Origin of the sequence: Pseudomonas cucumis (assembly GCF_030687935.1) — a bacterium.
Lineage (GTDB): Bacteria > Pseudomonadota > Gammaproteobacteria > Pseudomonadales > Pseudomonadaceae > Aquipseudomonas > Aquipseudomonas cucumis.
Window position 1 is genome coordinate 2,590,225 of the sequence record NZ_CP117454.1, and the last position, 22,596, is coordinate 2,612,820.

25 protein-coding genes and 1 pseudogene are annotated in these 22,596 nt (G+C 59.3%); 13 read left to right on the forward strand and 13 right to left on the reverse strand.

All coding sequences use genetic code 11. The features are described 5' to 3' along the window. Positions 1-74: 74 nt before the first annotated feature. Positions 75-374 carry a hypothetical protein gene (locus PSH97_RS11895; RefSeq protein WP_305449342.1) on the reverse strand — a complete coding sequence of 100 codons (300 nt, stop codon included), beginning with the start codon at positions 372-374 and terminating at the stop codon, positions 75-77. A 150-nt stretch (positions 375-524) separates the two neighbouring features. On the opposite strand from PSH97_RS11895, the gene PSH97_RS11900 reads away from it, so the two are divergent. Continuing rightward, positions 525-917 carry a GFA family protein gene (locus PSH97_RS11900; RefSeq protein ID WP_305449343.1) on the forward strand — a complete coding sequence of 131 codons (393 nt, stop codon included), beginning with the start codon at positions 525-527 and terminating at the stop codon, positions 915-917. A 115-nt stretch (positions 918-1,032) separates the two neighbouring features. On the opposite strand, the gene PSH97_RS11905 is transcribed toward PSH97_RS11900, so the two are convergent. The 3 genes from PSH97_RS11905 to PSH97_RS11915 form a co-directional block, all read right to left on the reverse strand. Beyond that, positions 1,033-1,959, reverse strand: coding sequence for a sugar ABC transporter substrate-binding protein (locus tag PSH97_RS11905; protein WP_052962983.1), 927 nt, complete (start codon positions 1,957-1,959; stop codon positions 1,033-1,035). Positions 1,960-2,057: 98 nt separating this feature from the next. After that, complete coding sequence (locus tag PSH97_RS11910; protein WP_305449344.1) at positions 2,058-2,846, reverse strand: TIM barrel protein; 789 nt, start codon at positions 2,844-2,846, stop codon at positions 2,058-2,060. Further along, positions 2,843-3,865: a Gfo/Idh/MocA family oxidoreductase gene (locus PSH97_RS11915; RefSeq protein ID WP_305449345.1), complete on the reverse strand. Its 1,023-nt coding sequence runs from the start codon at positions 3,863-3,865 to the stop codon at positions 2,843-2,845. The genes PSH97_RS11910 and PSH97_RS11915 overlap by 4 nt, the downstream gene beginning before the upstream one ends. 200 nt (positions 3,866-4,065) lie before the next feature. Between PSH97_RS11915 and PSH97_RS11920 the strand changes: the two genes are divergently transcribed. Next, positions 4,066-6,087, forward strand: coding sequence for a sigma-54 interaction domain-containing protein (locus tag PSH97_RS11920; protein WP_305449783.1), 2,022 nt, complete (start codon positions 4,066-4,068; stop codon positions 6,085-6,087). Positions 6,088-6,301: 214 nt separating this feature from the next. Here the strand turns inward: PSH97_RS11920 and PSH97_RS11925 are convergent, their stop codons facing one another. Next, positions 6,302-7,351: a LacI family DNA-binding transcriptional regulator gene (locus tag PSH97_RS11925; RefSeq protein ID WP_305449346.1), complete on the reverse strand. Its 1,050-nt coding sequence runs from the start codon at positions 7,349-7,351 to the stop codon at positions 6,302-6,304. Positions 7,352-7,533: 182 nt separating this feature from the next. On the opposite strand from PSH97_RS11925, the gene PSH97_RS11930 reads away from it, so the two are divergent. The 5 genes from PSH97_RS11930 to PSH97_RS11950 all read left to right on the forward strand — a co-directional run bounded on the left by PSH97_RS11930 (position 7,534) and on the right by PSH97_RS11950 (position 12,045). Further along, a complete protein-coding gene (locus PSH97_RS11930; RefSeq protein ID WP_305449347.1) occupies positions 7,534-8,646 on the forward strand; it encodes a fatty acid desaturase family protein in 1,113 nt (370 codons plus the stop codon). 36 nt (positions 8,647-8,682) lie between these two features. Continuing rightward, positions 8,683-9,003 (forward strand): MocE family 2Fe-2S type ferredoxin, encoded by a 321-nt coding sequence (locus tag PSH97_RS11935; protein ID WP_123359818.1) that lies wholly within the window; start codon positions 8,683-8,685, stop codon positions 9,001-9,003. A gap of 18 nt (positions 9,004-9,021) precedes the next feature. After that, positions 9,022-10,263: an NAD(P)/FAD-dependent oxidoreductase gene (locus tag PSH97_RS11940; protein ID WP_305449348.1), complete on the forward strand. Its 1,242-nt coding sequence runs from the start codon at positions 9,022-9,024 to the stop codon at positions 10,261-10,263. A 1-nt stretch (position 10,264) separates the two neighbouring features. Next, positions 10,265-11,113 (forward strand): sugar phosphate isomerase/epimerase family protein, encoded by an 849-nt coding sequence (locus tag PSH97_RS11945; RefSeq protein ID WP_305449349.1) that lies wholly within the window; start codon positions 10,265-10,267, stop codon positions 11,111-11,113. Between the two features lie 110 nt (positions 11,114-11,223). Further along, entirely contained in the window at positions 11,224-12,045 is an 822-nt protein-coding gene (locus tag PSH97_RS11950; protein WP_305449350.1) for a helix-turn-helix transcriptional regulator, read from the forward strand. A gap of 57 nt (positions 12,046-12,102) precedes the next feature. On the opposite strand, the gene PSH97_RS11955 is transcribed toward PSH97_RS11950, so the two are convergent. After that, positions 12,103-12,612, reverse strand: coding sequence for a YkgB family protein (locus PSH97_RS11955; protein ID WP_052962974.1), 510 nt, complete (start codon positions 12,610-12,612; stop codon positions 12,103-12,105). 175 nt (positions 12,613-12,787) lie between these two features. Here PSH97_RS11955 and PSH97_RS11960 point away from each other — a divergent pair, with 175 nt between their 5' ends. Together PSH97_RS11960 and PSH97_RS11965 are read left to right on the forward strand one after the other, a co-directional pair. Continuing rightward, complete coding sequence (locus tag PSH97_RS11960; protein ID WP_052962973.1) at positions 12,788-13,519, forward strand: hypothetical protein; 732 nt, start codon at positions 12,788-12,790, stop codon at positions 13,517-13,519. A gap of 268 nt (positions 13,520-13,787) precedes the next feature. Then, positions 13,788-14,261: an HvfA family oxazolone/thioamide-modified RiPP metallophore gene (locus tag PSH97_RS11965; protein ID WP_305449351.1), complete on the forward strand. Its 474-nt coding sequence runs from the start codon at positions 13,788-13,790 to the stop codon at positions 14,259-14,261. Between the two features lie 371 nt (positions 14,262-14,632). On the opposite strand, the gene PSH97_RS11970 is transcribed toward PSH97_RS11965, so the two are convergent. Further along, a complete protein-coding gene (locus PSH97_RS11970; RefSeq protein ID WP_305449352.1) occupies positions 14,633-15,460 on the reverse strand; it encodes a helix-turn-helix transcriptional regulator in 828 nt (275 codons plus the stop codon). Positions 15,461-15,556: 96 nt separating this feature from the next. Here PSH97_RS11970 and PSH97_RS11975 point away from each other — a divergent pair, with 96 nt between their 5' ends. Continuing rightward, positions 15,557-16,513, forward strand: coding sequence for a threonine dehydratase (locus PSH97_RS11975; protein WP_305449353.1), 957 nt, complete (start codon positions 15,557-15,559; stop codon positions 16,511-16,513). Between the two features lie 188 nt (positions 16,514-16,701). Then, positions 16,702-16,909: pseudogene (locus tag PSH97_RS28580) on the forward strand (AAA family ATPase); the annotation flags it as partial. Here the strand turns inward: PSH97_RS28580 and PSH97_RS11980 are convergent. Then, the gene (locus PSH97_RS11980; protein ID WP_305449354.1) at positions 16,902-17,384 is read right to left on the reverse strand and encodes a cupin domain-containing protein; all 483 of its coding nucleotides are present in this window, start codon (positions 17,382-17,384) and stop codon (positions 16,902-16,904) included. The pseudogene PSH97_RS28580 and the gene PSH97_RS11980 sit on opposite strands and share 8 nt — an antisense overlap. Before the next feature lie 113 nt (positions 17,385-17,497). Between PSH97_RS11980 and PSH97_RS11985 the strand changes: the two genes are divergently transcribed. Further along, positions 17,498-17,641 carry a hypothetical protein gene (locus PSH97_RS11985; RefSeq protein ID WP_305421686.1) on the forward strand — a complete coding sequence of 48 codons (144 nt, stop codon included), beginning with the start codon at positions 17,498-17,500 and terminating at the stop codon, positions 17,639-17,641. A 13-nt stretch (positions 17,642-17,654) separates the two neighbouring features. On the opposite strand, the gene arsN2 is transcribed toward PSH97_RS11985, so the two are convergent. The 5 genes from arsN2 to PSH97_RS12010 form a co-directional block, all read right to left on the reverse strand. Next, positions 17,655-18,125, reverse strand: a complete 471-nt coding sequence (gene arsN2 / locus PSH97_RS11990; protein ID WP_305449355.1) for an arsenic resistance N-acetyltransferase ArsN2 — start codon at positions 18,123-18,125, stop codon at positions 17,655-17,657. A 63-nt stretch (positions 18,126-18,188) separates the two neighbouring features. Further along, positions 18,189-19,376: an MFS transporter gene (locus PSH97_RS11995; protein ID WP_305449356.1), complete on the reverse strand. Its 1,188-nt coding sequence runs from the start codon at positions 19,374-19,376 to the stop codon at positions 18,189-18,191. Positions 19,377-19,437: 61 nt separating this feature from the next. After that, on the reverse strand, positions 19,438-20,136 hold the full coding sequence (locus tag PSH97_RS12000) for a dienelactone hydrolase family protein (RefSeq protein ID WP_305449357.1): 699 nt from the start codon (positions 20,134-20,136) through the stop codon (positions 19,438-19,440). A 47-nt stretch (positions 20,137-20,183) separates the two neighbouring features. After that, positions 20,184-20,699, reverse strand: coding sequence for an HvfX family Cu-binding RiPP maturation protein (locus PSH97_RS12005; protein ID WP_217854615.1), 516 nt, complete (start codon positions 20,697-20,699; stop codon positions 20,184-20,186). 119 nt (positions 20,700-20,818) lie between these two features. Then, a complete protein-coding gene (locus PSH97_RS12010; protein WP_305449358.1) occupies positions 20,819-21,442 on the reverse strand; it encodes a ferric reductase-like transmembrane domain-containing protein in 624 nt (207 codons plus the stop codon). Between the two features lie 229 nt (positions 21,443-21,671). Here PSH97_RS12010 and glsB point away from each other — a divergent pair, with 229 nt between their 5' ends. Further along, entirely contained in the window at positions 21,672-22,580 is a 909-nt protein-coding gene (gene glsB, locus PSH97_RS12015) for a glutaminase B (RefSeq protein WP_305449359.1), read from the forward strand. The last annotated feature ends 16 nt before the right edge of the window (positions 22,581-22,596 follow it).

Consider the following 22,596-nt stretch of genomic DNA (forward strand, 5'->3'; position numbering starts at 1 on the left):
TCTCGGTCATGACCGACTGGCGTTTGTTTAGGCGATTGACCGCGAACAGAATGGACCGCTTCGATGACGCTTTATTAATTTTTGCACTCCGACAACACCACCTGGCAGGTATTGGGCGTACCACCGGATCGGCCGGCATAGCGGATGCAATTATCCATGGATTTTTTGCGAGCCATGCTCAAGGTATCGCCCCACGCCAGGCCGCCTTCGCCGACAGTGGGTATCGCTTTTGCGTAGCAGCTTGAGCCCATGTTTGAGGCCGAATAGCGAGCCGTGGAAGCTTTGCCTGCACATCCCGCCATCAGCGCCAGGTTGATGGCGAGCAGGGAGGGCAGGACCCATGACGAGCATTGGTGCGCTGTTTTTCTGATCATCCCGTTTCCCCTGAGGCTAGAGGCGTGTTTGTGCTTGTGCTCTACTTAGATTAGTCGACCCATGGCGGTGGCTTCGCTAGTATTTTCGCAACCACTCGATAATTGGCGTTTGCAAGGTCACAACCATCGCTTGATGAGAGGAGACGCAGCATGGACCGATTCACCGGCGGTTGCCTGTGCGGCAACGTCCGAATCGAGGCGTCGGGCCTCCCATACCGGGTCGGTCTTTGTCACTGTCTCGATTGCCGCAAACATCATGGGGCGCTGTTTCACGCCTCCGCGATATTCCCTCAGGACGCAGTGACGATCGAGGGCGAAACACGCGACTATGCCGGGCGGTTTTTCTGTCCCCGCTGCGGCTCCTCCGTTTTCGCCCGCACCGGTGACGAAATCGAAGTGAACCTGGGATCCCTGGATTCCCCTGACCAACTGACGCCAACCTACGAAAGCTGGATTATCCGTCGAGAATCCTGGTTGCCGCCGTTTCCGCTCGCGCGACGATATGAGCGTGATCGTGAGGGCACGGGGCGTTTTGAGGAGTAGGTCGCGACGCACGGTGCGAGGGCGCCCGGCCACGACCGCGATGTCGGGTAATGGTCGATTGCTGCCCGTCAACATGGTCAGCAATCAACTCGATTAACCACGCAACCGTTTGACCCTATTTATAATGCTGCTCAAACACTGCTACCTGCTCCGGCGTGATCAGTTGAAAGGGCACCCAGACATCCGTTTCGACCGGTTCCCCTTTGATCATTTTGATGGCCGCTTGCAGCGCGCTAGTCGCTTGCGCTTTGGGGTCTTGAAAGACGGAGGCTACGAGCATTCCGCGCTTGATGGCCGCGAGGCCGTCAGGCAGGCCGTCGATGCCGACAATTGCAATTTCGCCCTTGGCTTTGCCGGCTTGCTGCAGTGCCATGGCGGCGCCGATGGCCATCTCGTCGTTGTTGGCAACGATGGCATCGAAGCCGGTGCCGGCCAGCAGCCAGTTGCTGGTCAGGTCCATCCCTTTGTTGCGCTGCCACTCGGCACTTTGTTGTTCGACGATCTTGATCCCGGGATAATCCTTGAGCACCTGTTTGACGCCTTCGGTGCGGTCATGCGTGGAGTTTTGCGCCAGGTCGCCCATGATGATCGCGATGTTGCCTTTGCCCGCCATCTTGTCGGCCAGGTAGCGCATTTGCAGTTGCCCGGCCTCAACGTCGTTGGACGCCACCGTGACCACGCCTTTGGGCAGGACGCGTTCGTCCGGATGGCGGTTGACGTAGACCAGCGGGATTTTCGCTTCGACGGCGGCGCGAGTCATGTTGGCGGTGGCGGCGGTGTCCACGGGCAGGACGATGACGGCATCCACTTTCTGGCCGAGAAAGCCCTGAATCTGATTGAGCTGGCGAACCACATCGCCCTGGGCATCCTCGAACTGGATCTGGACGTTCTCCTTCCTGGCGGCATCTTCCAGGCCGCTGCGCACATAGGTCATGAAGTTGTCGTCAACCCTGGCAATGCTGACGCCGATGCGATAGCTGGCAGCGGCCCATTGGCTGAAGAGGAATAACAGCGTGGCAAAAAGAAGTGTGCAGCGACGCATGATGGTTTTTCCTTTTTGTTATGAGTTGAAATTCATCAAGATCAAACGTGGTGTTTCTGGCGCTCTCTGAATCAAACCCGTCGAGAGCGCCAGGGTCCTCAATCCAGCGTGAAGGCTTGTCGAAAGCGTTCAAGTGCCGCTTCGCTGTCGCCGCTGGCCCAGCCCTCGAGCCCGACGACACCGGTGTATCCCATGCGGAACAAGGCTTTGGCAATGGCCGGATAATGGATTTCGCCGGTGCCGGGTTCCATGCGGCCGGGGACATCGGCAACCTGAATTTCCCCGATGGCGCTGCCTGCGCGCTGGATCAGTTCGATCAGGTTTCCTTCGCCGATCTGGGCATGGTAAAGGTCCAGGTTCATCTTCAAATGAGGGCTGCCCACGGCCTCGATCAGCGCCAGGGTATCGTCGGCGCGAGCGAAGGGAGTGCCGGGGTGGTCCACCTCGGTATTGAGGTTTTCCAGCAAGAATACCCGGCCTGCGTCTTCGCCCAGGCGAGCGATTTTTTCCAGGGTCTTGCAGGCGCTCAGCCACATGCGTCCGGTGGTGTGGGCCACGGGTTTGACCGGCAAACCTTGGTCGCCCAGGCCAGTGCCATGCAGGTTGAGACTCGGGCAATTCAGTTGTGCGGCGACGGCCAGCGATTCTCGTGCGCTGTCGAGCAGGTGCTGGATGTCTTCGGGGGCGGTCAGGTTGCCCGAGATGTAGCCGGTCATGGAGGTGAAGTCAGCGCCCGTGGCGACAAGGGCCGGAATGTCTTTCTTCGTCCAGTCCCAGAGTTCAGCGCTGAAACCCAGCGCGTGAATGCGTTTGACGCGCTCTGTGAACGGCAAGTCGAGGAAGACCATTTCGGCACTGATCGCCAGTTTGAACGGTGTGAAACTCATGAATGGGCTCCTTGCACGCGCACAGGTTTGCCCTGCTGGAACGACTCGATACATGCGCGGGCAATGGCCAGTGCTGCCCGGGCATCTTCGCCGCTGGCGAGCGGTTTTTCACCGGTACGCAGACAGTCGACAAAGTGATTGAGTTCGGCCACATAGGCATCACGCAGCAGGTCGGTGTCCAGGCGCTGGGTGTCGGCCTGGATGCCATTGGCCAGATAGCGCACCAGGTCAGAGTCATTGAGGCTGCCCATGGTCAGCATGCCAGCGCTGCCGAAGACTTCCCCTCGAACATCGTAGCCATACACGGCCTGGAAGTTGGCCTCGGCCGTCGCGATGGCGCCGTTGTCGAAACGGATCGTGACCACGGCGGTGTCGAGGAAGCCCTTGTCCTTGAAGTCCGGTGCAATCAGGGCATCGGCCATGACAAAAACTTCGACCGCTTCGGCACCGGGATTGAGGTAGCGCAGGGTATCGAAGTCATGGATCAGGGTTTCGAGGAAAATCACCCACTGCGGCGAGGCGGCTGGATTGTTCAGCGCCGGGTCGCGGGTGAGCGAGCGCAGCAGTTGCGGCGTACCGATACGGCCTGCGACCACGTCCAGGTGGGCGGCCCGGAAGCTTTTGGCGAAGCGGCGGTTGAAGCCGACCTGCAGCGGCACGCGCGCATCGGCGGCTGCGGCGATGGCACGGTCGGCCTCATCGAGGGTGATGGCCATGGGTTTTTCACAAAACACGCCTTTGCCGGCCCGGGCCGCACTGATCACCAGTTCGGCATGGCTGCGGGCGGGGGCGGCAATCAAGACAGCGTCTATTTCCGGGTCATCGAGCAGTTGCTGTGGATCGGTATAGACCCGTTGCACACCCAACTCTGCGGCCAGGCGCGCGGCTTGACCGGGTGTAGGGTCGGCGATGGCGGCCAGGCAGGCGCCGGGAATGTGTCTGGCGGCAGTCAGGCCGTGAAAGCTGCCCATGCGGCCAGCACCGATGAGACCCAGGCGGATGATCTTGGACGTACTCATGAAATGACTCCCTTTTATTGTTGTTCAATGACTCGCAGCAGGAATGTTCTCGCTGGCGTAAATCAAGAGAGCAAGGGCTGTGCCAATGTATAAACGACTGATATTTAAGGAGTTAATTAATACTGATTGAAAGATGTGTTCATTCACATGACATGTCTACACTGACATGTCTAAAACGTGAACATAGAAGCGGATCGATGATGGTGAACCCACAGCTAACAGCCTTCAGCCCGCAAGACCTCGATTACATCACCGCGCTCGGGCCTGCATCGTTGAACGAAGGACCGATCGCCGAGCTGGACCAGGCTTGGCTGGCTTGCCTCAAAGGGCGCATCGATCGACCTGCGGGGGTCAGGCAGGTTATCTGGGACTCTTGGCTGCGCAGCGTTAGTGCCGGCCTCGATCCTGATGATGGTGAATACCGGTTTGTCGCCCCGGCTGTTCTGGCCGCAACGCTTGCGGCCAATCGCGCCTTGATTGCCGCGGCGGCGGAGGTCATGAAGGGATTGCTGGCTTACAACCCCAGGGGCCATATCAATCTGACCGATGCAGTAGGCACGACCCTGTATTTCTGCGGCCTGGACCTCACGCCTGTGGGCAGTCGACTGCTGGAGTCGGTGCAGGGCACCAACTGCACCGGACTGGCGATTGCCGAAGATCGCCTGGTGTATGTGCTGGCCGAGGAAAACTTCGGGATCGGCCTGCGTCGGCGACGCATGCATTGTGCTGCCGCGCCGATCAGGGATGCGCAGGGCAGGACGCTGGCCATGCTGACCTTGACCGCCGAGCCGGGCTGGTTTCATTTCCATACGCTGGGCACCGTCCAGGCGGCGGCCGAAGCGGTCTCGCGGCAGATGGCACTTCAAGCTCTGCTGGAAGAACAGCAAACCGTTCTCGAAGTGCTCAACGAGGGCCTTGTGGTGCTGGATGAGCGGGGCTGCATCAAGGCGCTCAACCGCTATGCTCGGCAATTGTTCCGCGTCGGCCGGGACCTGTTGGGCAGCCCCTTCCAGCGTCTGGGCCAGAGCGAACTGACCGATGAGATTCTGCTGCGCGGCGGGGAAGGGCAGCAGTATGAAGGGATAAGAGATCTGGATTGCACGTTTGAGTTGCATGATCGCAGCCTCTTGGCGTGTCTGGTGTCGGTGTGCCCACTGGAGCAGGGTGGGCGCATTGTTTCGTTGCGCGAGAACAGGCGCGTCCGGGAAATTACCCGGCGGATTATCGGCACTCAAGCCAGCTACACCTTCGAGACCATTCAAGGCAATTCGCGAGCCATACAAGACGTGTTGCACCTGGGACGGATTGCCAGTCGCAGTGACTCGACCACGCTGATCCTCGGTGAGAGCGGTACCGGCAAGGAGCTGTTTGCCCAGGCAATCCATAATGCCAGCGAGCGTTGCAGCGGTCCTTTTGTGGCGGTCAATTGCGGGGCCATTCCGCGAGATCTGGTGCAGAGCGAACTGTTCGGTCATGTCGAGGGCGCCTTCACCGGATCGGCCCGTGGAGGCTCTGCCGGGAAGTTCGAACTGGCCGATGGCGGAACGATCTTCCTCGACGAAATCGGTGACATGTCTTTCGATGCCCAAGTCAGCCTGCTGCGCGTTTTGCAGGAAGGTGAGGTGACTCGTGTGGGCGCAAAAAAATCCCAGCAAGTGGATGTACGCATCATCGCCGCCACCCACCGCAACCTGAGCCAGGCGGTTGCCGATGGCGCCTTCCGTGAGGATCTTTACTACCGGCTCAATGTGTTGAACCTGACGGTTCCGCCGCTGCGGATGCGTCGGGAAGATGTTCCATTGCTGGCGCGACACTTTCTTAATCGTTGCACCCGATCGTTGCGTAAATCGGTGCAGGGCATCTCGCCAGAGGCATTGGATATTCTTTCGGCCTATAGCTGGCCGGGTAATGTTCGCGAGTTGGAAAATACCATTGAGCGCGCGACCAATCTGGCGGTAACCGAACTGATCCAGCCGGGTGATCTACCGCTTGAGATCAAGCAAAGGCTACGTCAGCCGGCGCCGGGAAGTGTGCCCGAACCCCGGGCTGCCCTGGACCTCGGCACCCATGAAATGAATGCGATCATCGCGGCCCTCAGGGATACCCGCGGCAACATTCGCCTGGCCGCGAGGCAACTGAATGTTTCTCGTGGCGGGTTGTACAACAAGATGAATCGATTCGGGCTGAGTGCCGATGCTTTTCGTTCGGAACCCAATTTCTGATGGGTAATGCTCATCACTTAAGCCGTAATGCGATCTGTAGCAGCTGTCGAGCTTGCGAGGCTGCGTTCGGCTGCGAAGCAGTCGTCAAAACCAGAAGTTGCGGTACGTCAGGCAGACCGCGTCAGCCGGACTCACGACTGCTGCGCAGCCGAACGCAGGCTTCGCCAGCTGCTACAAAGAATGCCTCGCAGCATTAACCTTTGATGGGGAGAGTTCAGTGACGGGCGTTCTCTGAGGTGATGATCTGCAACGGAATATGGATTCGATGCCGTATCGGATCGAAGTCCGGCGTGGTCTGTAGCTCGACCAACAAGTCGACCAGCGCGGCTGCCAGCAATCGCGGCTGGGAGTCGATCAGCAGGCTGATCAATCCCTGATCCAGGGCTTGTCGCGACAGCTCGGTCGACTCCTGCAGAATGCAGCACAGTGACGGCTGCTTCGGCAACTGCGACAGGGCATTGATGACCCCGTCGCCGCCACCGCCGACCACGCACAAACCGCGCAAGTCGTCATGCCGTGCCAGCAGGTCCAGCGTCGCCTCTTCGGTGATGTCGCAATTGTCCAGATTGATCACCGCTTCCAGCAGCCGCAACCCTGGGGCGCGCTCCGCCAGGTAGCTGCGCAACCCCTCGACCCGCGCCTGATGGCCAAGAAAACGGTGGCCGCCGAGCAACACCCCGACGCTGCCTTTGCGGGCGCCACACGTGTGAGCCATCAGCCAACCCATGGTTCGCCCAACCTCGTGATTATCCTGGCCGACGTAAGGCTCATCCGCCGTCTCATGAATGTCGGACAGCAGCGCGATCACCGGCACGCCGGCCTCTCTGATCTGCGCGATGGCGGCATTGATCTGCGGATGCGCGAAGCTGACCACCGCCAGACCATCGCACTGCACCGCCAGTTGTTCGATCTGGGCAATGATCGCGCTGGGCGTGCGATCGAAGACGTACTCGAATTGAATGCTCAGGTTGGCACCAGCCTGACGCTGCGCCGCTTCGGTGATGGCGGTGGCCACGTTGCCATAAAACGCCTGGGCGGTGCCGAGCAAGAGGATGCCGAAACGATAGGTGGGACGACGTTCGCGGATCCGCTGACCGATCAGCCTGGCAGCGAAATAACCGACCGCTTCGGCGGCCTGGAATACCTGCTCGGCGGTGTCCGGGTTGACCGGAGCCCTGGCGTTGAGCACCCGGTCCACGGTGGCGACGCTCAAGCCCGCGTGCTCGGCAACGGTGGCGATGGTTGGGCGTTTGTTGTTGTTCATGGCGGCCCCCGCAAACGCTTTGATAGAAAACTATCAAGCTTCAATGGGCCTGGATGATAGCTTGATAGGGAATGTATTCAAGGGCTTGAGGGTGATTTCTGCGCTCTCTATATTTTCTCCAGCGATGTAATCCCGCATCGAAGCAAGTGCCTAAAACAATCAAGCTTGCGGAGAACAATAAGATGCCTGAACAAAACGCAGCCTTTGAAAACCCCGGTAAACCCATGCCTCGGGATTATCGATTGACCGGCCCCGAAGCCGCCCGAGCGGCGCAAAAAGGCCTGGTATCGGCAAGCTGGTACCAATCCCCCATTTCTCGTAAACGCATGAAGGAATTGATGCAGCGCCGCGATGGCCCGGCCTTGCTTGATACCGCGATCTGGCTGTCGGCGATGGTCGTGACCGGGTTCGGCGGTTACTGGTTCTGGGGCTCCTGGGCCTGCGTTCCGTTCTTCTTCGTCTACGGGCTGCTCTACGGCACGGCGTCCAATGCCCGGTGGCACGAAGCGGGTCACGGTACAGCGTTCAAAACCCGCTGGATGAATGATGGGGTCTACCAGCTGTCGAGCTTCATGTTCATGTTCGAACCCCAAGTCTGGCGCTGGAGCCATGCACGGCACCACACCGACACCGTCATCGTCGGCCGCGATCCGGAGATCGTCGAACCACGTCCGCCAAGCCTGATCAATATGGTGCTGAGCCTGTTCAGAATGCCTTATGCGTTGAACACGATGTGGTCAGTCTGCAAGCATGCGGTAGGGCGGATGGGTGAAGAAGAACAGACGTTCATCCCTGAATCCGAGTGGCCCAAGGTGGTGAGGGACGCACGCGTCTGGCTAGCGATTTATGCGCTTACCGTGGGCACTGCGCTTTATCTGCAGAGCTGGTTGCCGCTGATGTTTATTGGTCTGCCGACCCTCTATGGCGGTTGGCTATCTTACCTGTTCGGGCTGTCGCAGCATGTCGGCCTGGCTGAGGACGTACTCGATCACCGCAGCAACTGCCGCACGATTTACATGAACCCGGTGCTGCGCTTCATGTACCTCAACATGAACTATCACCTTGAGCACCACATGTATCCAATGGTGCCGTTTCATGCGCTGGCGCAGCTTCACGAAGAGATTCGCCACGACTGCCCGCCGCCTTACACCAGCCTGTTCGAGGCCTTCAAGGAAATCATCCCGACCATCTGGAAGCAGCGCAAAGACCCGACTTATTTCGTCTCTCGTCCTTTGCCACAACGCGCAGCGCCGGCCGCCAACGTCCAGGCAGAGCCTGAAGTAACGCCGGCCTGACACCTTCCTGTCTGTACCACTACAAGAGAAAACGCCATGACCGATCAATGGATCGATGTATGTGCCGTGGGCGATATCGACGAAGAAGATGTCATTCGCTTCGACCATGGCCAGCACACCTATGCCGTCTACCGCTCCGCCGACAGCGAGTTTTTCGCCACCGCGGGCCTGTGTACCCATGAGTCCATCCACTTGGCCGATGGCCTGGTGATGGAGCATGTCGTTGAGTGCCCCAAGCACAACGGACGTTTCGACTACCGCTCCGGCAAGGCCCTTGGCGCACCGGTGTGCGTCAACCTCAAGACCTATGAAGTCCGGGTCGAGGCGGGGCGTGTCCTGCTCGCGATCACGGTTTAACTGCGCGGAGTCTGTGCCATGAATCCTGCCAATGCTCCATTGATCATCGTCGGCGCCGGGCATGCGGGTGGCCGCGCGGCCCTGACCTTACGCAGCGAAGGTTATAGCGGTCGCCTGATTCTGATAGGCGACGAGTCTCACCCGCCCTATGAACGTCCGCCGCTGTCCAAGGGGCTGTTGCAAGGCACGGTCGATCTGGCGGGTTACAGCCTGTGCGACACCGCCCAGCTCGCCGATCTGGACATCGAACACGTGGCCGGCAACCCGGTGAAACGCCTGGATCCGCCGCAGCATCGTCTGCAGCTGGCCGACGGCAGTTGGCTGCATTACACCCGTCTGTTATTAGCGACGGGAGGGCGGTCGCGCAGACTCGCCTCGGTGCCCGAGGATCTACTCAACGTGCTTTATCTGCGCACCCATGACGAGGCGCTGGCACTGCGCGCTTCGTTGCAGCCTGGCAGCCGGGTGGTGATCATCGGCGGCGGCTTTATCGGACTCGAAGTTGCCGCCACCGCCCGGACCTTGGGTTGCACGGTGACTTTGCTCGAGGCCGGTCCGCGTTTGGCGGGGCGGGTGTTGCCGGAGCAACTGTCCAGTGTCCTACAGGAACTGCATCGCAGTCAGGGCGTGGATGTCCGGCTGAATGTGGCCATTGAGGCAGTGCAGGGCGTTACTCACGTTGAGTCCGTGCAACTGGTCGACGGCCAGTGGCTGCCCTGCGACCTGGTGGTGGTAGGCATCGGCATGCAACCCAATTCTGAACTGGCCGCGGCTGCAGGACTTGAGGTCGGCCAGGGCATCCGCGTCGATGCCCAACTGCGCACCAGTGCGCCGGACATCTTTGCGGCGGGCGATGTCTGTGAGTTTCGGCTGCACCCACAAGGCGTTTTCCAACGTCAGGAAACCTGGCGCAACGCCGAGACCCAAGGTCGTCACGCCGCCCTCAATCTGTTGGGCGGCGAGTTGCCCTTCGACGTCATTCCCGGTTTTTGGTCCGATCAATACGACTGGGGATTGCAGATCGTGGGCGTGATCGCAAACACACAACCCACCGCGAGCCGGACAACTCCCGGTGGCGGTTTCCTGTTGTTTTACCTCGATGCCGAACAACGTTTGCAAGGCGCTTGCGGCTGGGGCGAGGGGAATAGCATCGCCAAGGACATCAAACTGTGCGAACGACTGATTGCCCAACATAACCCCCTTTCGGTGAACGCTCTGGCCGACGCCGATGTACCGCTCAAACAACTGTTGAGGAACTGATATGCGTGAATTCCTGGTCTTTCAGTCCTTGTGGGCCATGCAAGATCACCGCGGCCAATGCGACCTTCCCCTGGAAGCGCAACTGGAGAAAATCGCTGCCGCCGGCTTCGACGGCATCACCGACCACTTCTGGGTGGCGCAACATGCCGAGCGCCTGCATGCCGCCGCCAAGGCGCAGGGCCTGCAAATCGAAGGTCAGGTGTTCCCCCGCACCGTGGATGATCTGGCGGCAGCGATCGATGTCGCGTCCCGCTACGGCTGCCACCACCTCACGCTGCAAGCAGACGTGAGGCCGCGCACGCTTAAGCAAGCTATCGAGCTGATCGAAGGCTGGCAGCATCTGGCCGAGCAGGTGGACTTTCCTGTCCTTCTGGAAACCCACCGTTATCGCCTCACCAGCGACCTGTTGTTCACCCTCGACATTCTCGCTGAAATGCCCGATCTCAAACTGTTGGCCGACTTGTCCCACTATGTCGTGGGCCGCGAACTGCCAGACCCGGCCACCGCCGAGGACGACGAACAGATCCAGACCATCCTGCGCCACAGTTGGGGTTTTCATGGGCGTGTCGCCAACGGCGAACAGGTCCAGGTGCCCCTGAGCTTCGCCCAGCATCGACCCTGGCTGGAGCGTTTCCTGGGCTGGTGGCGTTATGGGATCGAGGATTGGCTGGCCCGACCGAACACGCCCGACAGCTTGTCCTTCACCTGTGAACTCGGCCCACCGCCTTATGCCATTACGGGTGCCGATGGACGCGACATCACTGATCGCTGGGCGGAGGCGCTGATGCTCAAGCAATTGATGCGCGAGGTCTGGAGCGACTGCCAAAGGCGACCTCGCGATGGCCACTGATTGACACAGCGGCATATCGCTCCCCGGTAGTCACCTACAGGCCTGAACGGTCTGCGTGGAACAGTCGGTGCTACGATACTGATCGTCTATATCTTGCGATGAGATTCCGTATGGACCGCTTGTCTACTTTGTTGTCACAGTTCGGCGTGCGCGCAAACCTGTTTCACAGTGGCAAGCTTTGCGGTGTGGCGTCATACGATGGCGCTGACCAGCGCGGCCATATCCACCTGCTGCAGGCCGGTAGCGTCACTTTGCGGGGCCCTGATGGCCACGACCTGCTGCTTACCCGGCCCAGTCTGATTTTTCTGCCACGCCCAAGCCGGCATCAACTGATCCCGGATGAGCCCGAAGGGGCTCGACTCTTGTGTGCGTCAATGGAGTTTGATGGTGGTGTCGATAACCCATTGTCTGCTTCGTTACCTGATCTTCTGGTGTTGTCCCTGGATGAGCTGCCGCTGCTGGCCGATACACTGAGATGGCTGTTCGGTGAGGCGGCAGCCGAACATTGTGGCAGGGAAGCAATGCTTGATCGCCTATTCGAGCTACTGATCATCTTGCTGCTCCGACATCTGCTCGACCACCAGGCATTAAGTACCGGAATGATGGCCGGACTGGCCGATTCGCGGCTGGTGCGCTCTCTGGTGCAGATGCACAACGTACCTCATCGTGCCTGGTCAGTCGCAGAGCTGGCGCGTGAGTCGAACATGTCGCGCGCCGCCTATGCCGCGCATTTCCGATCCGTTATCGGGCAGACACCTGCAGATTATCTTCTGAGTTGGCGGATCAGCCTGGCGCAGAAACGTCTGCGTGAAGGCCGGCCGATTGCGCTGATCGCCGACGAAGTCGGTTATGAAAGTCCCTCGGCGCTTGCTCGTGCGTTTCGCCGCAAGACGGGCAGCAGCCCCCGGGACTGGATGAAATCGCTGACATAGGGAAATGGCCTGAAAGCATCGGACTGCTCAGGCCATCCATGGAGGGAAATGATCAGTTCAACGGGTTTCCAGCCTGGTTAGAGAATGACCCGCTACGAATACAGACGCGGCGAGCAACCCTATGTCTTTCAGGAGAAATTGGCCCGGTGCAACCGTAATGGCTGGGAAGCCGAGACCGGGTTCAACCACGCCAGGTGTCGAGAACATAAAGGTCAACGTGGTGAAAAACAGTCCGGCAGACAACGCTCCTCCAATTAAAGAAAGCTTGGGTGATAGCAGGCGACCTGCAATAAGAGCACCGATCGATATCTCCAGGACTCCGAGTAAGCGAGAAAAGACATCTACACTGAAAATGTCATAAACCCATCCCAATAGAGGGCTGTTGCTCACAAGCGGAACCAATCCCTGTGCCTCGTAATGCGTGAATTTCATGCCGCCGAACCAGAAGTAGATGATGGCGAGAGCAAAGTAAGCGCCGTAGGTTCCAATCGCCATGGTTTTAACCCCGAGCGATAGTCTGTTGGAAAAGCTGTTGTTGCCATGGCTGGTAATGTTCAAGACGTTCATTGGTGTGGGCTTCCAGAGGGTTGACTAAAGGGTTTGAAAACCCACGCGATAGACGTTGGGTGTGGGGATATTGTCGCCTCAGGCTTCACTCGCTTGGGTTCCGAACGTACAGCGTTCAGTGCAGATCGTCTAAACCCGCGGGTGGGCCGGCTCAGCAATGAAGAGGGTTATCGCCATGAACGAACAGCACTGCGATCTGCTGGAACGGGTACTGACAGCCCACGGCGGACAAGAACGCTGGAACAGCTTTGACACGGTGAGCGCCAGCATTGTGACCGGCGGTTCGCTGTGGGGCATGAAGGGGCTGACCCAGGATAGCGACTCGCGTCAGATGACGGTCTGGCTGCATGAGCAGAGAGCGTCGGTGATGCCTTTCGGCGCCCCGAACCAGCGTACGGCGTACACGCCCGATCGAATCGCCATTGAAACCACGGATGGCCAGGTGGTGGCGGAGCGCTCGGATCCGAGGGCGTCTTTCCATGACCACGCAGAAACGACACCTTGGGACCCGCTGCACCGGGCGTACTTCAACGGTTACGCGTTGTGGTCATACATGACGATGCCATTTCTGTTCATCTTGCCGGGTGTCAGGGTTGAAGAGGTCGACCCTTGGGAGGAAGGCGACCAACATTGGCGTCGTTTGCGGGTGCACTTTGCGCAGAACGTGGTCACGCACTGTCCGCTACAGGACTTCTACTTCGGTGAAGACTTTCTGCTGCGCCGGCACGACTATAGCGTCGACGTAAGCGGCGGATTTCCCGCTGCCCAGTACGTTCATGACTATGTTGAAGCCCAGGGGCTCCGTTTGCCCAGCAAGCGCAGGGCCTATCGCCGTGACGCGAATAATCATGCGATCACGTCGCAGCTGCTGGTAGCTATCGATATCAGTGACATCCGTTATTCATGACTCAATGCCATCTGGTGTATCCCTCTGTATCCGGATCACGGGTTCAGGGATTGGCTTACAAATGTCCTGCCTGCTGACACTTCGCGGATACATCACTGCGTCCAAATGACCGGGCCCAAATGAGGTTGCCCTGTCGAGGTGGATGTTAATGCATGTTCGCTCCGGGATTCCCGGCTCGATTCATTTCGCCGAGTGCATCCTCAAGGGTTTTTCTGCCCTTGTGGCATGACCGCGCGATCCGATCGCGCACAGCATCTGGAGAAATACTATGTCCCGTGTTCCGAACAAGACCCGTGTTGGCCTGGCCGCAGTCGCGTTGGCTGGCGCTATGAGCCTCGCCTCGACCGCCTTTGCCATGGAGACACTGCCCCAGGGCTATCAGTTGGCTTCCGCAGAGAAGGCTGGGGAGGGCAAGTGTGGCGAAGGTAAATGTGGCGAGGGTAAATGTGGTTCCAGTGACGCCAGCGCCAAGGCAGCCCAGGCCGAAGGCAAGTGCGGTGAGGGCAAGTGCGGCGACGCTTCTTTCGCCCGCACCGACACCGATGACGACGGCCGCGTTGCGCTCAAGGAATTCCTGGCCGTGGCCCCGACCAAGAGTGAGGAGTTCAAAGCGATGGACACCAACAATGACGGTTACCTTTCCGAGGCAGAAACCTACACGTACAGGAGCAACCAATACACGTCCAACGGCAAGAAAGTGCCTACGGAGTTGTTCACGCGTATGAGCCAGGCGAAGGGCTGATTACACCTGCGTTATTTCACCCTCCCTGTACTCGTTACCGGGAGGGTTTTACGTCGTCTGGAGAACGCCCATGGCCGCTGCCTCGATGGCGTCAGAAACTCTGTCGGTAGTGGCTGACCGAGGTTACTTCAAAAGCGAACAGATCCTGGCTTGTCGCTTAATAGCGGCCTGCGTCAACTCGGAAAAACTGGAAAGAGGTACCAACAAACTTGCGGCCACTACTGAACTTGTCAGTTTGGCCCGACGCTGGAGATCTATCTCCCGATTGGGGTCTTTCATTGGCGGTCTGTGTTTCGACCCATACCGGTCGGTCGTGGGGGCAGGAATTGGCCGATAGCGGGCCTCAACCAAACGGCAAAACGGCCAATAACCTAGCTTTGACCGTACGTCGAACGCCTTCGAAGTTGCGCTGGACTGACCCCAAGGCGTTGCTTGAAAGCGGTCGTCATGTGCGCTTGGGAGTTAAAGCCGCAGGTGAGTGCGATCTCCGACAGGCTGGCGGTCGAATCGCGCATCGATGCTCGGGCCTTGGCCAGGCGTCGGTCGATTAGATAGCTATGAGGGCTCTTGCCCGTCGCGTTCTTGAATGCGCGCATGAAATAACCCTCGGACAATTCAAGCAATCCCGCCATTGCCTGTATACCCAGTGGGCCGTCGAGGCCAGCATCAATGAATTCATCGAGCAGGCGCATCCGGCTGCCGGTTATAGAGCCTTGGGGCGGCGCCGAGGACACGTCGATACCCTCCGTCCGTTCAGCCAATGCGAATGCCCAGGCTTCACAGTCGTCCTCCACGGAGGCCTGCAACAGCGCGCGGCGCATTTGCAGGGCGAGGTTAACGGCTGGCAGATCAATGCGGTTGTTGAATGCCCGCTCACCCAGCAATGAAATACCGTCGGTGCGCATGACCCGCAGGTATTCACCGCCCTTGGGTGACTCGGACAACACATCACAGCCAGCGGGGACGAACGCCAGCCCATTGGGCATGGCATCGAAGGGGCGCACTCGGTCGCTGCCAATGGCGTGCAAGCCTCGTTGGCTGTCGAAGGCAAAGCCGATCGCTGCCTGGGTCGCAACATATCGGGTCGCGTAGGCGGCGCCGGGTAGCAATTCGATCGCCCACGGCCCTGCCTCGACACGACGAATCGGTTCAGGTACGAGCGAGGGCTGCAGACGGTTTCGAAGGCTCATGAACACCATAGTAGTGAAGAGGGGGCGTAAAAGTCAGGTCGGTTTTTTGAAAGCCGGCGTGACGTGCCCGTGCCTAGACTGGGAAAAGCCTCAGGAAGACAACTCATGCACAAACTGACTCGCGACGATATCGAACAAGCGGCCCGCCACGTATACCAAGTCATGCCTGCCACCGCCCAATACCCTTGGCCATTGCTGGCTGAGCGGTTAGGTTGCACTGTCTGGGTCAAACACGAAAACCACACACCTACAGGCGCTTTCAAAGTGCGGGGTGGCATTACCTTCTTGCACTGGCTGCGGCGCGAGCACCCAGGCGTGAAGGGTATTGTCTCCGCTACGCGCGGCAACCATGGTCAGAGCCTGGCGCTGGCGGCAAGCACGCTGGGTTTGAGGGCCTTGATTGTCGTGCCGGAAGGTAATTCGCTAGAAAAGAACAATGCCATGCGCGGCTTTGGCGGCGAAGTGGTTGAGTGCGGTCGCGATTTCGACGAGGCCCGTGAAGAGGCTGCACGTCTGGCGCAAGTGCATGACCTCTACCTGGTGCCGCCGTTCCACACCGAGCTGGTCAAAGGTGTGGCCACTTATGCGCTGGAGCTGTTCATCGCCGCGCCGGATCTGGATACCGTCTACGTGCCGATTGGCTGTGGATCGGGGATTTGCGGGGTAATCGCTGCCCGAGATGCGCTCGGCCTGAACACTCAAGTGGTGGGCGTGGTTTCCAAAGAGGCTGCGGCGGCGAAGTTATCGTTTGAAGCTGGGGCAATATGCGAAACCGCCTCGGCAAATACCTTTGCGGATGGCTTGGCCGTGCGTAAGCCAGTTCCCGATGCGTTCGCCATCTACGGGGCCGCTTCGGCACGAATCGTCTCTGTCAGCGAGGGCGAGATTGCCGAGGCCATGCGCGTGTATTACACCGATACCCACAACCTCGCTGAAGGGGCAGGTGCGGCCGCTCTGGCGGCGCTCATTCAGGAGCGTGAAATGATGCTGGGCAAAAGGGTGGGTGTGATTCTGTCTGGCGGGAATGTTGACCGGTCGGTGTATGCGAGCGTGATTGGGTGATTGCGAGCTGATCAGTGATTGGGCAACTTCGGAGCTGCTGGGTGTTTCGCCTGACCGCGAGGGTCAGGCTTTCATTCGACGATCACAAACCGTCATCAATAAGCCGACGCTCGACATCGCCACACTGATCAGCCGATTGGCCCAGGCGCTACGTGGTCTGACCCCATAAGCCTTTATAATGCTGCTCAAACGAACTGACCGATGCGATTCTGCTGCGCGGCGGGGAAGGGCTACGGGATTTGGATTGCACGTTTGAGCTGCATGATCGCAGCCACCTGGCGTGTCTGGTGTCGGTGTGTGCTGGAGCAGGGTGGGCGCATTGTTTCGTTGCGCGAGAAGAGGCGAATCCGGGAAATCGGATGCGCGAAGCTGACCACCGTCAGGGACGCTACATTTTGCTGTTCCTGGGGTCGTCCGCCGGGTTGACGTAGGTGATCCCCCAAGGCCCCGTGCCGTGGAGTTGGAGTACGGTCTCCTGTTCTCGACTGGCGCCGTACATCGACATTCCGACGGGAATGATCAGGGTGTCACCCGGTTGATAGGCCTTGGCCCGTGCCGGATCGAATTTATCTCCGGTGGCGAAGTAGAAGATGCCCGAGATAACGGTTACGCGTTCGGTCACAGGATGGGTATGCACGCCGATTTTTGTATTTGCTGGCAGCTTCAAGCGCAGGGTGAAGGGCTCGGCGGCTTTCAGGTCTCCTTCAATCACTGCAATCATTGCGCCGGGCCCCACCGCCGGAGCGGCTTTCCACTGAAGTTCGGATGAGGTGGCGGCAATAAAACCTGTTTCCTCGGCCAAGGCGGTAGATCCCAGGGAGGCTGCGTTGAGCAAGGCCAGCAATACAGCGACAGCTTTGGGGGCGCTCATCAGGGTTTCCTCATGTCTGGGGGCTTTGGGTGTGTCGCAACAGAGGCAAACATCGCTTCAACACACAGGTGCAGAGCCCGCATGATCCAGTCATATATGATGACGGTAGCCGAATGCTGAAGCGCGGATATACCCATTGTGAACAGTGCTATAACGAACAGGTATGTGTTGTGGGCTTGCTCGGCTCTGCCGGGGTTGATGAAGAGGCGTTGAAGGCGCTGATTCGCGCCGCGTTGGCGTTTAACACGTCGGTGTGAGCGACTTACCGTACTATTCAGCCTTGGAGAGCCCTGACTCAGTCCGAAACGGTGCCTTTAAAGTTTTTCGTAGATAACTTGCTGACGCAGGACACAGATGCTGGAACTGAGCTGTTCGACTGATTACGTCAGGCGCTTCGCGCCTATCGAGCAGTTCATAGCCATTGGCTGCGAAAAAACCAGCCGCGCTTTGGGTCAGCAAGTGAAGTCGGATTGCGCCTTGGGAGATGGCATGGCGTTCCAGTTCAGACAACACGGCTTTACCTAGCCCCTCGCCACGACGGGTCTCAGAAACGATCATTGAACGAAGCAACAGATCAGGGCCAGAACCCTCCAGCCCTCCATAAGCAACCCGGTTCCCATCCACCTCGAAGTGATAAAACTGCAGCCCCGGTTCGCTGACATCATCGCAGGGCAGTCCTGCTTCACTCAAAGACTCACGGAGCTGATTCAAACCGCTCGGCCCTACTTTAATCATCTGCATCGTTTGCCCCATTAACAGGTTTTTGGCACTCAATGTTAGCGGGCTCAATCCTGGCACTCGCCCCTAAGGCTTACGCAACAGAAGCAACAGCAGCGCCGCAGCCGCCAGCCCCGCCCCGACGACGAAAGTGCTGGCTGAGCCCGAAGTCTCCCACAGCGCGCCCGCGAGCACACTGGCGATCAACAGACACACGCCGCTGATCAGATTGAACAGACCGAACGCCGTGCCTCTGAGATGTTCGGGCGCAGTGTCGGCGATCAGCGTCGCGAGAATCCCTTGGCTGAAGCCCATGTGCAGGCCCCACAGGGCCACGCCCGCCAGCATGGTCATGATCGAATCCGCTTGCGCCAATAACAGGTCCGCCAGGATCAGCAGGACGATGCCGATACACAACACTTTGGTGCGGCTGATCCGATCCGACAGCCAGCCGGCAGGGTAGGCCGACACCGCATAAAGCAGCGACATGACTACCATCACCATCGGCACCCAAGTGGCCGTCAGGCCTGTTTGCTGTGCTTTCAATACCAGAAAGGCCTCGCTGAAACGGGCCAGCGTGAAGAGCCCGCCGACGATCACCACCCACCAATAATCGCGCGAAAAATCCCGCAGAACCTTCCAGTGGATAGGCGAGCGAAAGGTGCGTTCGCCAGCGGCAGCGGTCGGTTCTTTTACCCCGCCGACAATCAGCGCCACTGAGATCACCGCCGGGATCACCGCAAACCACAACACCAGATGGATCTGCCCGAGCCAAAGCATCAGCACGATAGCCAGGATCGGGCCAAGAATGGCGCCCACGGTGTCCATCGATTGGCGCAAGCCAAAGCAGGCGCCACGGATTTCGGCGGGTGCTATATCGGCGACCAGCGCATCTCGCGGCGCGCCACGAATGCCCTTGCCGATGCGATCCAGAAAACGCGCGGTGAACACTACATCCACCGAATGCGCGAGGGGAAAGAGCGGCTTCGACAAGGCGGCCAGACCGTAGCCCATCAACAGCAGCCCTTTGCGCCGGCCGATAAAGTCGCTGATGGCGCCGGAGAAGATCTTGGTCAGCATCGCGGTCGCCTCGGCGATGCCCTCGATCACGCCGACGGTCAATGCGCTCGCGCCCAAGGTCGTGACCAGAAACACCGGCAGCAGGCTGTGCACCAGTTCTGAAGACAGGTCCATGAACAGGCTGACAAAACCCAGGGCCCAGACCGTGGAGGGGATGCGTAATGAGGCCGGTCTGGGTTTTGAGAGGTTGTCCATGCTGGTTTCCGGGATTGAGTGCTCACCGATTATTTATGTCGCCAACCCCGGCGATCAGGCCTTAAAGGTTCTGACTCAAAAAGAGCAACGTATTGCCATGGGCCTCGACCGCCGCCCGCTGGTTGTAGCTGTCACGGTGTGAGCAGTTGAAGCCGTGTTCGGCCCCCGGATACACCTCGATATCGACGTCGTCGTTGAACTCGAAACGCTCGGCGATTTGTTTCACCGCGTCGATGGGGATGTGGCTGTCCTGTTCGCCGAAGTGCATCAGTACTGGCACCTTGATTTCATCGGCCCGATCCAGTTGGTTCTGAATGCCGCCGCCGTAGTAGGCGATCGCCACGTCGACGAAACCGTTGGCCGCTGTGTTGTATGACAGCATGCCGCCGAAGCAAAACCCGATGGAAGCGATTCTGCCGTCCAGCCCTGGCTGTGCTTTCAGGGCGTCGATGGCCAGTTTGATGTCGGCCTGCGCTTTTTTGCTGTCGGTGGCGTTCATCAGCTCGACGGCGCGTTTCCAGCTGGCTTCGTCGTAGCCCAGTTCGATACGGTGGCCGTGGCGCCAGAACAGATCCGGTGCGATGACCAGGTAGCCGTCGGCGGCGTATTGCTCGGCGACCGAGCGGATGTGCTCGTTGACGCCGAAAATTTCCTGAATCAGCACAATCCCCGGACCTTTACGGGTGTGGGGGATGGCCAGGTAAGCGCCGAATGTGCCCTCGGCGCTGGTGATCTCGATCCATTGGGTGGTCACGCTCATGATGGCTCCTTTACATAAGTTGGGTGGGTTATCGAGACGCTGGCGTATCAGCGGTGACTGCGCCGCCAGAAGTATCGAGCCAACAGCGCGTCCACGCTGAGTTTGCCGGCCCCCGAGAGCAACAACGGCATGAGGGCGGCGAGGTAGATCAGCGGCAGTTTGAAGTTGCCATGGCCTTTATTGCTGATGGCATAGCCTTGGGCAAGTTCACTCAATGTAGACCAATCGGCCGGCCAGTGAACGGCAGCGGTCGCAACGATCGTGACTATGGTCAGAATAACCGCCGAAACCCGCGTTCCCAGGCCCACCAGCAGGGCGAGGGCGCAGATCAATTCGGCCCACATCGCCAGTTCCCAGTTCAGCGTGGCCGGCACGTGGTTGAAGGGAAACGGGAAGTTGTGCTGAATGTCGGCGAACCAGTTCTGACCGTTCCATTTTTCCAGGCCTGACTCGAAAAACTCCCAGGCCAGAAACACCCGCAAGGTCAGGGGCGCGATCCAGCTACCGACACGGTCGAGGTTCAGGTGCAGGCCTTTGATGGCTGATGAGAGAGAAGTGTTCATGGGTTTGAGCTCCGGGATTTGATCGATGGGTGCATTTCAACAAGGCGATGCATTTGGCAGGCAATAACTCGTAGCAGCTGTCGAGCAGCGCGAGGCAGCTGCTACGGTCGGCCAGAGGGTTAAACATAGGCGCGGGGCTGGCTCCGTTTGTACTTCAACGCAATCTTCCCCAGCAGCCGAATAACGATCGCCGAGAACATCAGGCCGAACGGCAGGACGTACCAGGCGCTCATGGGAATGCGTTTGAAGCTGGAGTAGGTGAAGACCGCCGCGAGCACCCACATGCCGCTGACGTGCAGGGCTTTCCAGGCCTTGGGGCCGATCAACCGAGCCGTGGTTTTGAACGAGGTTAGCGCCATCAGCAGAATGAACAGGTAACCGACAGAGCCCGGGATGTTGCCAACCGTGGTACGGCCGGGCCAGAACTCGGGGTTCAGTTGGCCATAGCTGTAGATCAGGATGGCGTGGACCAGATGGGAAAACGCGAAGGCCAGGCCGATGAAACGTCGTTCGCGCACCAACGAACGGGTGAAAGGCGAGGGCACCAGCACAGCCAAAGCCGAGGCGCTGAACGCGGCGAGAAACAGCGCAAACGAGGTACGTGCGGTGGCGCGAATGGCGCTGCGGGTGGCCTCCACCAGGTCCGGGTTCAGCAGTAGAATCAGGCCGGTCATCAACAGCACCAGCAAGGACAGCAGGCCAAACAGCGACCAGCCGTGGTAACGGGGAACTTGGGTCATCATGACAACACTCCTGAGCAAGAGCCGACCCGGTTTTACCGTTGGTCAGCGGACGCCAGGAGTGTTGCAACCGGGTGTATGGGCGGTATGTCCGAAAGGTCGCCCGGCGCAAGTTTATGTATCCCGGGCCGCGACAGATACATTCCCGTACAAAACTGTGATTCAACCCCGACCAGCAGCGTCTAGCGACAGTGTCCCCGCAATCCCATGGGGCGAGACTTCGGAACCCGGCATGCAAGCGCTGTTGAACGAGATCCTTGACGCAGTCCGACCGTTGATCGGTCAGGGCAAAGTGGCTGACTACATTCCCGCCCTCGGCACCGTGCCGTCCAATCAGTTGGGCATTGCCGTGTATGGCAACGACGGCGAGCTGTTTTGTGCCGGCGACGCCGATACGCCGTTCTCGGTGCAGAGTATTTCCAAGGTGTTCAGCCTGGTGCAGGCCATCGATCATTCCGGTGAAGCGATTTGGGAGCGCCTGGGCCACGAGCCGTCCGGCCAGCCGTTCAACTCGCTGGTGCAACTGGAATTCGAGCGCGGGCGCCCGCGCAATCCCTTCATCAACGCCGGTGCGCTGGTGATCTGCGACATCAACCAATCACGTTTTGCCGCGCCGGCGTTGTCGATGCGTGATTTTGTCCGGCGTTTGTCCGGCAACCCGAATGTCATGGTGGACGGCAAGGTCGCCGAGTCGGAATACCAGCATCGCGCGCGCAACGCGGCCATGGCTTATCTGATGCAATCGTTCGGCAACTTTCATAACGACGTTGAAGCCGTGCTGCGCAGCTACTTCAGCCATTGCGCGCTGCGCATGAGTTGCGTGGATCTGGCCCGGGCGTTCTGTTTCCTGGCCAATGACGGTTTCTGCAAACACAGCGGCGCCCAGATCCTCAGCGCCCGCCAGACCCAGCAAGTCAACTCGATCATGGCCACCAGCGGGCTGTACGACGAAGCAGGCAACTTTGCCTATCGCGTCGGTCTGCCGGGCAAGAGCGGCGTGGGCGGGGGCATTGTTGCGGTGGTGCCGGGGCAATTCACGGTGTGCGTCTGGTCCCCGGAATTGAACACCGCCGGCAACTCCCTTGCTGGCATGGCCGCGCTGGAATTGTTGAGTCAGCGGATTGGCTGGTCGGTGTTCTGATGGCCTGTCTTGACTA

Bases quoted from the DNA above. Each gene is read 5' to 3' on its own strand.
- PSH97_RS11905 (WP_052962983.1), bottom strand. From the start codon at position 1,959: ATGCGTCGCTGCACACTTCTTTTTGCCACGCTGTTATTCCTCTTCAGC.
- PSH97_RS11965 (WP_305449351.1), top strand. From the start codon at position 13,788: ATGTCCCGTGTTCCGAACAAGACCCGTGTTGGCCTGGCCGCAGTCGCG.
- PSH97_RS11900 (WP_305449343.1), top strand. From the start codon at position 525: ATGGACCGATTCACCGGCGGTTGCCTGTGCGGCAACGTCCGAATCGAG.
- PSH97_RS11930 (WP_305449347.1), top strand. From the start codon at position 7,534: ATGCCTGAACAAAACGCAGCCTTTGAAAACCCCGGTAAACCCATGCCT.
- arsN2 (WP_305449355.1), bottom strand. From the start codon at position 18,125: ATGCAGATGATTAAAGTAGGGCCGAGCGGTTTGAATCAGCTCCGTGAG.
- PSH97_RS12005 (WP_217854615.1), bottom strand. From the start codon at position 20,699: ATGAACACTTCTCTCTCATCAGCCATCAAAGGCCTGCACCTGAACCTC.
- PSH97_RS11935 (WP_123359818.1), top strand. From the start codon at position 8,683: ATGACCGATCAATGGATCGATGTATGTGCCGTGGGCGATATCGACGAA.
- PSH97_RS12000 (WP_305449357.1), bottom strand. From the start codon at position 20,136: ATGAGCGTGACCACCCAATGGATCGAGATCACCAGCGCCGAGGGCACA.
- PSH97_RS11925 (WP_305449346.1), bottom strand. From the start codon at position 7,351: ATGAACAACAACAAACGCCCAACCATCGCCACCGTTGCCGAGCACGCG.
- PSH97_RS11920 (WP_305449783.1), top strand. From the start codon at position 4,066: ATGGTGAACCCACAGCTAACAGCCTTCAGCCCGCAAGACCTCGATTAC.
- PSH97_RS11945 (WP_305449349.1), top strand. From the start codon at position 10,265: ATGCGTGAATTCCTGGTCTTTCAGTCCTTGTGGGCCATGCAAGATCAC.
- PSH97_RS11970 (WP_305449352.1), bottom strand. From the start codon at position 15,460: ATGGTGTTCATGAGCCTTCGAAACCGTCTGCAGCCCTCGCTCGTACCT.
- PSH97_RS11960 (WP_052962973.1), top strand. From the start codon at position 12,788: ATGAACGAACAGCACTGCGATCTGCTGGAACGGGTACTGACAGCCCAC.
- PSH97_RS11955 (WP_052962974.1), bottom strand. From the start codon at position 12,612: ATGAACGTCTTGAACATTACCAGCCATGGCAACAACAGCTTTTCCAAC.
- PSH97_RS11940 (WP_305449348.1), top strand. From the start codon at position 9,022: ATGAATCCTGCCAATGCTCCATTGATCATCGTCGGCGCCGGGCATGCG.
- PSH97_RS11950 (WP_305449350.1), top strand. From the start codon at position 11,224: ATGGACCGCTTGTCTACTTTGTTGTCACAGTTCGGCGTGCGCGCAAAC.
- PSH97_RS11980 (WP_305449354.1), bottom strand. From the start codon at position 17,384: ATGAGCGCCCCCAAAGCTGTCGCTGTATTGCTGGCCTTGCTCAACGCA.
- PSH97_RS11910 (WP_305449344.1), bottom strand. From the start codon at position 2,846: ATGAGTTTCACACCGTTCAAACTGGCGATCAGTGCCGAAATGGTCTTC.
- PSH97_RS11995 (WP_305449356.1), bottom strand. From the start codon at position 19,376: ATGGACAACCTCTCAAAACCCAGACCGGCCTCATTACGCATCCCCTCC.
- PSH97_RS11975 (WP_305449353.1), top strand. From the start codon at position 15,557: ATGCACAAACTGACTCGCGACGATATCGAACAAGCGGCCCGCCACGTA.
- PSH97_RS12010 (WP_305449358.1), bottom strand. From the start codon at position 21,442: ATGATGACCCAAGTTCCCCGTTACCACGGCTGGTCGCTGTTTGGCCTG.
- PSH97_RS11895 (WP_305449342.1), bottom strand. From the start codon at position 374: ATGATCAGAAAAACAGCGCACCAATGCTCGTCATGGGTCCTGCCCTCC.
- PSH97_RS11985 (WP_305421686.1), top strand. From the start codon at position 17,498: ATGCTGAAGCGCGGATATACCCATTGTGAACAGTGCTATAACGAACAG.
- glsB (WP_305449359.1), top strand. From the start codon at position 21,672: ATGCAAGCGCTGTTGAACGAGATCCTTGACGCAGTCCGACCGTTGATC.
- PSH97_RS11915 (WP_305449345.1), bottom strand. From the start codon at position 3,865: ATGAGTACGTCCAAGATCATCCGCCTGGGTCTCATCGGTGCTGGCCGC.